Below are 11,158 nucleotides of genomic sequence, written 5' to 3'. Positions count from 1 at the left end.
CGATCAACGCCGCCGCCATGAAGAAATCCGGGGTCGGCTTCGTGCTTCTGGTCAGCCTGCGGCGCGGTTGAATAAAAGAGCCACCTCGGCCGCCATTGGCAGCGATACCCCTCCCAACGGCCCCTCCGAACCTCTATATTGAGCCATGGAAAAGCGAATCTACCCTCAAGCCATCGAATCCGTGGTCATGCCTGAGCCTTTTGGCCGGCAGAGTTTCGATGATGCCGAAAAGGCCGTGGCGGCACTGCGGGTGCTCTACGACCGAAACACCACATTCTTGCGTGACGCCTTCGCTACCCTTGCTGCAGCTGGCGGGGACAATGGCAAACGCTACCGCGCTTTCTATCCGGAAGTCGGCGTAACCACCAATTCCTTCACCGAGATCGACTCGCGGCAGGCCTACGGGCACATGCCGACGCCCGGGCATTTTTCGACCACCATCACCCAGCCCGGACTGTTCGAGAGCTACCTCGTCGAACAGCTGCGCCTGATCATGCGAAATCATGGCGTCGCGGTCACCGTTTCGGAATCGACCACACCCATACCGCTGCATTTCGCCTTCCTTGAAGGCACCCATGTCGACGGCGCGGCCGCGGAACGCATCAAGCGGCCAATCCGCGACCTGTTCGACGTGCCGGATCTCGATGGCACCGATGACCAGATCGCCAACGGCACGTTCGAGGTGGCATTCGGCGAAACAAGGCCTCTGGCGCCGTTCACGGCCCAGCGCATCGATTATTCGCTGCACCGCCTGTCGCATTATACGGCGACCACGCCGCAGCATTTCCAGAACTTCGTGCTGTTCACCAACTACCAGTTCTACATCGACGAGTTCGTGGCCAGGGCGCGCGCGCAGATGGCGGAGGGCGGACATGGCTATGACGAGTTCGTCGAGCCGGGCAATGTCATCACCCAGGCCGGGCAAAGCGCGCCAAGCCACGGGGTGGCGCCGCCGCGGCTGCCACAGATGCCGGCCTATCATCTGAAGAAGCCGAACCATGGCGGCATCACCATGGTCAATATCGGCGTCGGGCCCTCGAACGCCAAGACGATCACCGACCATATTGCGGTGCTGCGGCCCCACGCCTGGGTCATGCTCGGTCACTGCGCGGGGCTTCGCAACACACAAGCCCTGGGCGACTATGTGCTGGCGCATGCCTATGTTCGCGAGGATCACGTGCTGGACGACGATCTCCCCGTCTGGGTGCCGATCCCGCCCTTGGCCGAGATCCAGGTGGCGCTGCAGGAGGCGGTCGCCGAAGTGACCGGCCTTTCCGGCTACGACCTCAAACGCATCATGCGCACCGGCACCGTCGCCACCATCGACAACCGCAACTGGGAGCTGCGCGACCAGCGCGGACCGGTGCAGCGCCTGTCGCAGTCCCGCGCCATCGCGCTCGACATGGAATCGGCGACCATCGCCGCCAATGGCTTCCGCTTCCGCGTACCCTACGGCACGCTGCTGTGCGTTTCCGACAAGCCGCTGCATGGCGAACTGAAACTGCCCGGGATGGCAACGGAGTTCTACAAGCGGCAGGTGGCGCAGCACCTGACCATTGGCATCAGGGCCATGGAGAAGCTTTCGGAAATGCCGATGGAACGGCTGCACTCGCGCAAATTGAGAAGCTTTTCGGAGACCGCTTTTCAGTAGCAGGAGTGGCCGGAATCCGGCGACGGGTATTGATCGTCTTGCCCAAGCCGCAATTTGGCCGGTAAACATGCCGGGCAGATTGCCGGCGGTATTCAGCAGACAACGACCTCGATGACAACAGGCGGCGCGCGCTCGAACATGACGGCTGGGGTGATATTCCTGGCGATGACGGCACTCTCGGCCGCCTTGCTGGCCGGGTTTTTCGGCTCGTTCCATCCGGCCCTCGATTCGTTTTCGCATTTCCGCATCCATCTTGCCGTGCTGATGGCGCTTTGCGCTTTGCCACTCCTGGCGACATCGTTTCGTGCGCAGGCGGCCATGGCCATTGTGTTTGCCGTTGCAGCCCTGGCCACCACGGCGGATGCGCTGCCTCGCCCGTGGCCGATACAGGCGGCGGCCAGGCCTGCCGACCGCATCGTCTACAGGCTGCTGCAAATGAACCTGCGCTACGACAATCCGACCCCGAAGAAGGTGCTGTCGCTGATCGGCCGGACCAATCCCGACGTCATCACCCTCGAAGAGGTGTCGGCGATGTGGGCGACCGAGCTCGGCTATATCAACAGCGCCTATCCGTACCGGATCCTTTGCCCCTATCCCAATGGCTTCTTCGGCGTCGCGCTGCTGTCGCGGCGGCCCTTTGCCGCCGGCACCGAGCCTCGGTGCGAGCGGCGCGGCGCCATGGCGACAGCGACGGTCGATTTCGGCGGCATTGGCGTCGAAGTCGCCGCGATCCATCTGAGCTGGCCATGGCCGCGCGAGCAGTACTGGCAGATCGGCGAAATATCGGAAACGCTCTCCTCTCTCGGCGAAACGGCCATCATGGCGGGCGACTGCAACGCCGTACCATGGAGCGCAGCCGTTCGGCGCGTCGCCTCGCTCAGCGGCTTGACAGTCATGCCATCCGCCGGACCAAGCTGGATCTATATCGGATTGCCGGATTTCCTGCGGCGATTCGCTGGCTTGCCGATCGACCAGGTGTTCAGCAAGGGCGCGGTGACCATCCGTTCCGCGGTAAGGCTGGAAGGCACCGGCTCGGACCATTTGCCGGTGCTGGTCGAATTCTCGCTCGGAGTGGAGGAGAAGAAGCCAGTCGACGAGCATGAAACCGCGACCGCTTCCCTTCACCGGACGACCAGGTCACGCGGCTGAGGCGCCACCCGCCCATGCCGGCGCGCCCTGCGAACCAGCCTCTATGACTTCGCCAGGGCCTCAACCAGATATTCGACGTGGCCACCTTCGCGATGCTCGCTTGCGTCGAAAGCATTCTGCTTGTCTTCGTAGTCATCAAAAATGGCGTCGATGCGTCGCTTGGCCTCTCGCCTGGCCTTGAAACAGCGAGCATCATTAGGGACCGTCAGGCCAACGAGCGATTTCTCGGTCGCGGCCATCATCTGCCTGGCGATATCGGCATGGGTCTCCTCATGCCTGCGTACACCGGCGAAGAACCGCACCCAACGCTTCTCGAGCCCGGGCGGTAGCGTGGAGGCGACACGGGGGAGAGTTACTTTCAGCTTGAGCGTTCCGTTTGCCCGTCCGATACGGCAGGCGCCCTTGGCCTGAACGAAGTCGAAGTCCCAATCCTTCGTATAGCTGGTCTGCGCGATGGCGCGAGCCATGAAGCCATGCCTCGGCCCATTGCGATTCATCGACCTGATCAGCGCCTCGCCGGTCGTGCCGGAGATGTCATATGTCTGCGTCGTGACCAGGGCGGTGACGTCGGCCGATGCAACCGTGGCGGATCCGCAAAATGCGCCGATGGTCGCCAGGACCGAAAGTGATATCAAGCGCATGTCGGCTTCCTTTCACGACAAGGCGACCGACGACCGATTGCGGGCGACGGGTACCCTACATGCCCTGGTAGACCGGGCCCTCTCCGCCCTGCGGCGGCACCCACTCGATGTTCTGGTTCGGGTCCTTGATGTCGCACGTCTTGCAGTGCACGCAGTTCTGCGCGTTGATGACGAAGCGCACATCCTTAGCCTCGGGATCGGCAGCAGCGTTGCCGTCCTTGTCGACCCATTCGTATACGCCGGCCGGGCAATAGCGTGTCGACGGGCCGGCAAAGACATCATGCTCGGAGCGCTTCTGCAGGTCCATGTCGCGGACGAGCAGATGGACCGGCTCGTTTTCCTCGTGATTGGTGTTGGACAGGAACACGGAGGACAGACGATCGAAGGTCAGCACGCCGTCGGGCTTGGGATAGGCGATCTTCTTGTGGCGGGCGGCCGGTTCGAGGGAAGCGTAGTCGGCCTTGCCATGCTTCAGGGTGCCGAAGGGCGATATTCCAAACAGCGTATTCAGCCACATGTCGAGGCCGCCAAGGCCGATGCCGACGACGGTGCCGAAGCGTGACCACAGCGGCTTGACGTTCCGCACTTTTTTCAGGTCCTTGCCGATATCGGTTGTGCGCCACGCCGCCTCGTATGACGAAAGCTCGTCATTGGAGCGGCCGGCACCGATCGCTTCGGCGACATGATCGGCCGCCAGCATGCCGGACAGCACGGCATTGTGCGATCCCTTGATGCGCGGCACGTTGACGAAGCCCGCCGCGCAGCCGATCAGAGCGCCGCCGGGGAACGACAGTTTCGGCACCGACTGCCAGCCGCCTTCGGTGATGGCGCGCGCGCCATAGCCCAGCCGCTTGGCGCCCTCGAACGTGCCCGCGATCGCCGGATGGGTCTTGAAACGCTGGAACTCCTCGAAGGGCGAGAGATACGGGTTCTTGTAGTTGAGGTGGAGCACGAAGCCGACCGCAACCTGATTGTCCTCGAGATGGTAGAGGAACGAGCCGCCGCCGGTCTTCATGTCGAGCGGCCAGCCAAAGGAATGCTGGACAAGGCCCAGTCGATGGTTCTCCGGCTTGACCTGCCAGAGTTCCTTGAGGCCGATGCCATATTTGCCGGGCTCGCGGCCTTCGGAAAGCCTGTATCTGGCGATCAGTTGCTTGGCGAGAGAGCCGCGCGCGCCCTCGCCGATCAGCACATATTTTCCCATCAGCGCCATGCCGGGCGCGAAACCCGGACCGTGCGTGCCATCCTTCTCGACACCCATGTCGCCGGTGACGACGCCGGTGACGGCGCCTTCGTCATTGAAGAGCAGGCCGGCGGCGGCAAAGCCCGGATAGATCTCGACGCCGAGCCCCTCCGCCTTGGTCGCCAGCCAGCGGGAGACATTGCCCAGCGAGACGATGTAGTTGCCGTGGTTGTTCATCAGCGGCGGCATCAGGAAATTGGGCAGACGGAACGAGCCGGCCGGACCGAGAACGAGAAAATGGTCTGATGTGACCGGCGTCTTGAAGGGATGGCCCTCCTCATCGCGCCAGCCCGGCAACAGCCGGTCGATGCCGATCGGATCGACAACGGCGCCCGACAGGATATGGGCGCCGACCTCGCCGCCTTTCTCCAGGACGACAACCGAAAGCTCTGGATTGACCTGCTTGAGGCGGATGGCGGCGGCAAGACCGGCAGGTCCGGCGCCGACGATCACCACGTCGAATTCCATGCTCTCGCGTTCGATGTCGCTCATAAACCCCTCCGCACTGGCTTGTTCCGGTTCCCGTCCGGGCATCTTGCTGGCTCCCGCGCTGCATAGCGCATCAATTGGCGACAGGAAACCGGCGCAGTCGTTACAACGCGGATTTGGCCAAAAAGTCGCGCACTGCCCGTTCGGCTCGGCTGTTGCGAGTGGCCGTCATGTCGCGCTGACGTTTTCAATTGTTCGACGGCTTGCTTATTTGCCATACTGGACGCCATGCGCTTTCCCGGGCCGGCCGGCTTCCCATCGATGCGCTTTCCGTTGACGACCGGCTGGCTCCGCCGGGCGCTTCCCGTGGTCCTTGTGGCGCTGGCGCCAGGACATGCGGGCGCTGACGAGGTCAAGGTGTGGGGCACCGGCGCATACTCCTTCTCCGACGAACTCGGCGGCTTCCGCATCACAGGCGCGTCGGGGCTCGGGACAAGAGACGATCCGATGGTGATCACCGAAGAACTCAATTCGGCGACACCGGTGACCCTGACCATTCGCACGACGAAGCCGATCCAGCCCTTCGGCCCGGCGGGAGAATTCGCCAACGGCATCATGTACATGCGCATCGACGTGCTTAACAACAGTGGCCAGGCCTGGATCGAATTCCAGTTCGAACTGCAGGAAATCCTGAACCAGCCAAGCGTGTTCGGCGACGGACTTTCGTTTGACCAGCGCAACAAGACGCCCGACAACATCCGGTCGAGCAATTTCGCCGACTTCGACCGCGATTTCGAACCTTATGACCGGCTGCTGTTCCGGAATGGCAAGGTCGACCCCCTGAAGACCGCGCGATTCGAATTCCTGCTGACCGACTACACGCCGCGATGGACTTTCTACCTGGTGCAGGATCCACGCATACCGACCGGCTGAGGTTCAAACCGGAACCATGCCGCCAACCTTGCAAATTGCCGTCATGCGGACGAATGTGAATCCATGACCGCCGCTTTTCCAGACAACAGACCCGACCTTGCCGACCTGCTGGCCTTTTATGCCAGCGTGGGCGTCGACGAGGCGCTTGAAGAGCAGCCGGTCAACCGGTTTGCCGACGCCGCGCCCAGGCCGGCGGAGCGTACGCAGCCACCTTTGCCCGACAATGTTCCGCCCGGCCGCTCGACGAGCGTATCGCGCGCCGAGGCCGACGACAGGGCAAATGCGGCACGCGTTGCCAGCGCACCCTCGGCGAGAGCTACCGTGCCCGACGAAGCGCAAGCGGCGCTGGCCCGCCAGTTGGCGGCCACGGCAACCACACTGGATGAGCTCCGCCAGCGAATGGCGGCCTTCGACGGCTGCAATCTCAAGGCGACGGCCAAGAACCTGGTCTTTGCCGACGGCAACCCGGAAGCAGCCATCATGCTGGTGGGCGAGGCGCCCGGCCGCGACGAGGACATCGAAGGCCTGCCTTTTGTCGGCCGCTCCGGCCGGCTGCTCGACCGCATGCTGGCGGCGATCGGGCTCGATCGCACCTCCGTCTATATCGCCAACGCCATTCCTTGGCGGCCGCCGGGCAATCGCACGCCGACGCCGCACGAAACCGAAATCTGCCGGCCGTTCATCGAGCGGCAGGTCGAACTGGTCAATCCGAAGGTGTTGGTCAACCTCGGCGGCCCGTCGGCAAAGACGCTGCTCAACACCAGCGAAGGCATTTTGCGGCTGCGTGGCAACTGGCGCGTCCATACGACGGCGTCCGGCGTGGCCATCCCGGCCATGCCGACGCTGCATCCGGCGTACCTGCTTCGAGCACCCGCGCACAAGAAGCTGGCGTGGCGGGATTTCCTTGAGGTGCAGGCGAAGCTGCGCGCGCTTGGGTGAGCGGGCAGCGCCATTACGCCTGAGGTAATTGAAATCGCTCCCTTGGCGCCCTAGTCATCTTGCATGACCACAGCTCAAAACAGCGCCGGCGGCCTTATCCGCGAATGGCGGACGCGCCGCCGCATGTCCCAGCTCGACCTTGCCATGGAAGCGGAGATTTCACAGCGGCATCTGAGTTTCGTCGAAAGCGGGCGTGCCGCGCCTTCCCGGGAGATGGTGCTGCATCTGGCCGAACAGCTGTCGATCCCGCTCAGGCAACGAAACCGGCTGCTGCTGGCCGCTGGCTTCGCGCCGAGCTTCAGCGAACGCCCGCTTGGCGATGCGACGATGGCGCCGGCGATGGCCGCAGTGGAGATCGTGCTCAAGGGGCACGAGCCCTTCCCGGCGCTTGCGGTGGGCCGGCACTGGAACCTGGTCATGGCGAATGCGGCCGTCGCGCCATTGCTGGCCGATGTAAGTGAAGTCTCCCTGCTGACGCCGCCGGTCAACGTGCTCCGCCTCAGCCTCCATCCCGGCGGCATCGCACCGCGCATCGTCAATCTTAGGGAATGGCGCACGCACCTGCTCCAGCGCCTCAAGCAGCAGATCGACGCAAGCGGCGACCCGGAACTGGTCGATCTGGAACGCGAACTGCGTGGTTACCCCTCGGGATTGAAGGGCGGCCGGCCCGCGCCTGTCGAGCCGAACGCCATCGCGCACCCGCTGCGGCTGGCGCTTGGCGACGAAGTGCTTTCGTTCATCAGCACCGTCACCGTGTTCGGCACGCCGCTCGACGTTACACTTTCGGAACTGGCGATCGAATCCTTCTTTCCCGCCGACGAGCAGACAAGGGCCGTGCTGGCGCGACTGGCACGCGAGCGCGCCGAACGGTCCTGATCACCCCTGCGGCGGCGCCGCCTGGCCGGTGCGGCTGCGCTCCAGGCCGAGCTGACGTTCACGCCAGATGATGAAGAGGCCGGCGGCAATGACGATCACGCCACCGACGAGCGTATTGAGCGTGGCGACATCGCCAAAGGCAAAATAACCGACCACGACGCCGAGGATCATCGAGGTGTATTCGAAAGGCGCCACCACCGACGCCTCGGCGTGGCGGTAGGCCGCCGTCATCAGGATTTGCGCCAGCCCCCCGCAGAAACCCGCGGCGACCAGGAGGCCCGCCTGCGCCGGTGTAAGTGCCTGCCAGCCAAAGGGCAGCGACAACAGCGCCATGACGCTCGCCGTCGCCGAAAACCACAGCACGATGGTCGCCGTCCTTTCGGTCTGGACAAGGTTGCGGACGAGCAGGATGGCGTTGGCGGCAATCGCCGCCGCAACAAGCGCCGCGATAACGCCAAGCACTTCCTCGTCGCCGAGGGCGGCCCCCGAACTCAGGAGTGTCAGTTCCGGCCACGAGATGACCAGCACGCCGATGAGGCCAACCGCAACCGCGCTCCAGCGATAGACGCGGATCGCTTCGCCGAGAAAGATAGAGCTGAACACCACCACCAGCAGCGGCTGTGCATAGTTCAGCGTGATGGCTTCGGGTAACGGCAGTCGTGTCAGTGCGAAGAAACTGAGCCCCATGGCGCAGACCCCGACCACGCCCCGCGCGATGTGATTGAGCGGGCGACTGGTCGTGAACGCGGTGCCGAGTTGGCCCTTGATTGCGAGAAAGATGATGATCGGAAAGATGGCGAAGAACGAACGGAAGAAAACGATCTGGCCGGCCGGCACCGAGCCTGCTGCCTTGATGCAGCTCGACATGCCAACGAAGACAGCCACCGAGACGATCTTGAGCATGATGCCGGTGAGAACACTGTGCCCGACGGCATGGTCAGCCGCGGCGACCGCCGGAATGCCTGGGCGGGCCGTCACGCTCCCGTGGCTTCCCGGATCGTCGCCCAGATGCGTGCCGGCGTCGCCGGCATCTCGATGTGCTTGACGCCGTATTCCCGCCACAGCGCATCGGTCACGGCATTCAGTGCCGCCGGCGTCGAGCCGATCGTGCCTGCTTCGCCCGCTCCCTTGATGCCGAGCGCATTGGTGGTGGAAGGCACGTTGCGGGTCTCGAAATGGAAGAAGGGGAAATTGTCGGCGCGCGGCATGGCGTAATCCATGAAGCTCGCGGTCAGCAGCTGTCCATCCTCGCCATGGACAGTGTCCTCGGCCAGCGCCTGGCCGATGCCTTGCACCACGCCGCCATGCACCTGGCCGGCGAGCAGGATCGGATTCACGGTCACTCCGAAATCATCGACGATCGTATAGCGGACGATCTCGGTCGCGCCCGTGGCCGGATCGATCTCGACCTCGCAGATATGGGTGCCGTTCGGATAGGTGCACTCGTCCTGGACGAATTCGCCAAAGCCTTTGAGATCGTCTGGTGTCTTGGCGGCCTTGGCGATGCTCGAAAAATCGATCGTGCGGTCGGTGCCGACAATGCGGGCGACGCCGTCGGACAGTTCGATGTCGCCGGCCGAAGCCTCCAGCTCGTCGGCGGCGATGCGCTTGATCTTGTTGGCGAGGTCCTCGCCGGCGCGCGACGCCGAAACGCCGCCGAGCGGAATGGACCGCGAGCCGCCGGTGCCGCCGCCGGCCTTCAATTCGTCGGTGTCGCCCTGGCGGACATGGATCTTGTCGATGTCGAGGTTGAGCTTCTCCGACAGAAATTGCGCGTAGGCGGTGGCGTGTCCCTGCCCATTGGTCTGGGTGCCTATTTTCAACGTGACGGAGCCGTCGCCATTGAGTTCGACGAAGGCCGGTTCCGAACCGGGAAAGGCACAGGCCTCGATATAGGTCGCCATGCCGACGCCGCGGATCTTGCCTTCGGCTTTCGACTGGGCGAGCCGCTGCGGAAACGCTTTCCATTCCGATTGTTCGATGGCGCGGTCCATATGGCCGGCGAATTCACCATTGTCGTAGAGGCGGCCGGTCTGCGTGCGGTAGGGAAACTGCTCCGGCCGGATGAAATTGCGGCGGCGGATCTCGTCCACCGGCATGCCGAGATCATGGGCGCACGCATCGACCAGCTTTTCCAGCAGGAAAGCCGCTTCCGGCCGGCCGGCGCCTCGATAGGCATCGACCGGGCAGGTGTTGGTGTAAAGGCCGGTCACGGAGACATCGAGCGCCTGAATGTCATAGACGCCGGTCGACATGGTGACCCCGATATAGGGAATGAACGGCCCGTATTGGGAGACATAGGCGCCGATATTGGCGAGCAGTTCCACCTTCATGCCAAGGAAGCGGCCGTCCTTGTCCAGCGCCATCTCGGCCGTCACCGCGTTGTCGCGGCCTTGCGCGTCGGTCAGGAAGTGCTCGGTGCGGTCGCCGGCCCATTTGACCGGACGGCCGAGGCGCTTTGCCGCTTCCAGCACCAGCGGATATTCGCGGTAGACGAAGCTCTTGGGCCCGAAACCGCCGCCGACATCCGGGGTGATGACGCGCAGCTGATCCTTCTTGATGTTGAACAGGCCGGCCAGGATTTTCTGCATTGAATGCACGCCCTGCGACCCGGTGGTCAGCACGAAGCGCTTCCCCGGTTCGTTCCACTCGCCGATGGCCGAGCGCGGCTCCATGTAGTTGCAGACCAGCCGATTGTTGACGAACTCGATGCGGGTGACGTGCGCAGCCTTGGCGAAAGCCGCCTCGGTCTTGGCCTTGTCGCCCATGTGATAGGAAAAAGCGCGGTTGGAGCCGAGCTCCGGCCAAACCAGCGGCGTGCTTTCGGCCAGTGCCGTGGCGGTGCCGCAGGCGGCGTCTTCGCCATCATAATCGACATCGATCAGTTCGGCGGCATCTTGCGCCAGGGCGCGACTGTCGGCGACAACGAAGGCCACGGCATCGCCGACATAGGCGACGCGGTCGCGGCACAACACCGGAATGTCGCGCGTCGGCGCCTTGGTGCCGTCTGGCTGCGCCTGCATGGCGCCGGACTTGAGATCACCCAGATGAGCGAGGTCCTCGCCGGTCAACACGAGGTGGACACCGGCGGCCGCCTTCGCCGCATCGGTCGAGCCGATCGTGAAACTTGCCTTTGCGACGGGCGAGCGCACGACATAGCCATGCAGGACGCCAGTTGGTTGGATGTCATCGGTGTAGCGGCCCTGCCCCTGGATGAAGGCGGCATCCTCGCGCCGCAGCACCGAGGCGCCCATTCCGAATTTCGGCGTGACGACGGTCATGGATGCCTCGTGATGA

9 protein-coding genes are annotated in these 11,158 nt (G+C 63.8%); 5 read left to right on the top strand and 4 right to left on the bottom strand.

Translation table 11 applies throughout. The annotated features are described in order from the left end of the window. Positions 1–187: 187 nt before the first annotated feature. Both WC739_RS21690 and WC739_RS21685 read left to right on the top strand, forming a co-directional pair. A complete protein-coding gene (locus WC739_RS21690) occupies positions 188–1,651 on the top strand; it encodes an AMP nucleosidase (RefSeq protein WP_372955048.1) in 1,464 nt (487 codons plus the stop codon). A gap of 111 nt (positions 1,652–1,762) precedes the next feature. Further along, complete coding sequence (locus WC739_RS21685) at positions 1,763–2,800, top strand: endonuclease/exonuclease/phosphatase family protein (protein ID WP_372955047.1); 1,038 nt, start codon at positions 1,763–1,765, stop codon at positions 2,798–2,800. Positions 2,801–2,841: 41 nt separating this feature from the next. On the opposite strand, the gene WC739_RS21680 is transcribed toward WC739_RS21685, so the two are convergent. Continuing rightward, on the bottom strand, positions 2,842–3,441 hold the full coding sequence (locus tag WC739_RS21680; protein WP_372955046.1) for a DUF922 domain-containing protein: 600 nt from the start codon (positions 3,439–3,441) through the stop codon (positions 2,842–2,844). 55 nt (positions 3,442–3,496) lie between these two features. Further along, a complete protein-coding gene (locus WC739_RS21675) occupies positions 3,497–5,176 on the bottom strand; it encodes an electron transfer flavoprotein-ubiquinone oxidoreductase (RefSeq protein ID WP_372955045.1) in 1,680 nt (559 codons plus the stop codon). Between the two features lie 225 nt (positions 5,177–5,401). On the opposite strand from WC739_RS21675, the gene WC739_RS21670 reads away from it, so the two are divergent. The 3 genes from WC739_RS21670 (at position 5,402) to WC739_RS21660 (ending at position 7,861) form a co-directional block, all read left to right on the top strand. Continuing rightward, positions 5,402–6,046, top strand: coding sequence for a hypothetical protein (locus WC739_RS21670; protein ID WP_372955044.1), 645 nt, complete (start codon positions 5,402–5,404; stop codon positions 6,044–6,046). Positions 6,047–6,109: 63 nt separating this feature from the next. Further along, positions 6,110–6,985, top strand: coding sequence for a uracil-DNA glycosylase (locus WC739_RS21665; protein WP_372955043.1), 876 nt, complete (start codon positions 6,110–6,112; stop codon positions 6,983–6,985). Positions 6,986–7,048: 63 nt separating this feature from the next. Continuing rightward, the gene (locus tag WC739_RS21660) at positions 7,049–7,861 is read left to right on the top strand and encodes a helix-turn-helix domain-containing protein (RefSeq protein ID WP_372955042.1); all 813 of its coding nucleotides are present in this window, start codon (positions 7,049–7,051) and stop codon (positions 7,859–7,861) included. Here the strand turns inward: WC739_RS21660 and WC739_RS21655 are convergent, their stop codons facing one another. Together WC739_RS21655 and WC739_RS21650 are read right to left on the bottom strand one after the other, a co-directional pair. Next, entirely contained in the window at positions 7,862–8,839 is a 978-nt protein-coding gene (locus WC739_RS21655) for a DMT family transporter (RefSeq protein ID WP_372955041.1), read from the bottom strand. It abuts the gene before it with no gap. Next, complete coding sequence (locus WC739_RS21650) at positions 8,836–11,142, bottom strand: xanthine dehydrogenase family protein molybdopterin-binding subunit (protein WP_372955049.1); 2,307 nt, start codon at positions 11,140–11,142, stop codon at positions 8,836–8,838. The genes WC739_RS21655 and WC739_RS21650 overlap by 4 nt, the downstream gene beginning before the upstream one ends. Positions 11,143–11,158: the final 16 nt, after the last annotated feature.

Source organism: Mesorhizobium sp. (assembly GCF_041661565.1).
Taxonomy (GTDB): Bacteria; Pseudomonadota; Alphaproteobacteria; order Rhizobiales; family Rhizobiaceae; genus Mesorhizobium.
Note: the sequence above shows the minus strand (reverse complement) of the source record. Positions and strands in the feature narration are given on the sequence as shown.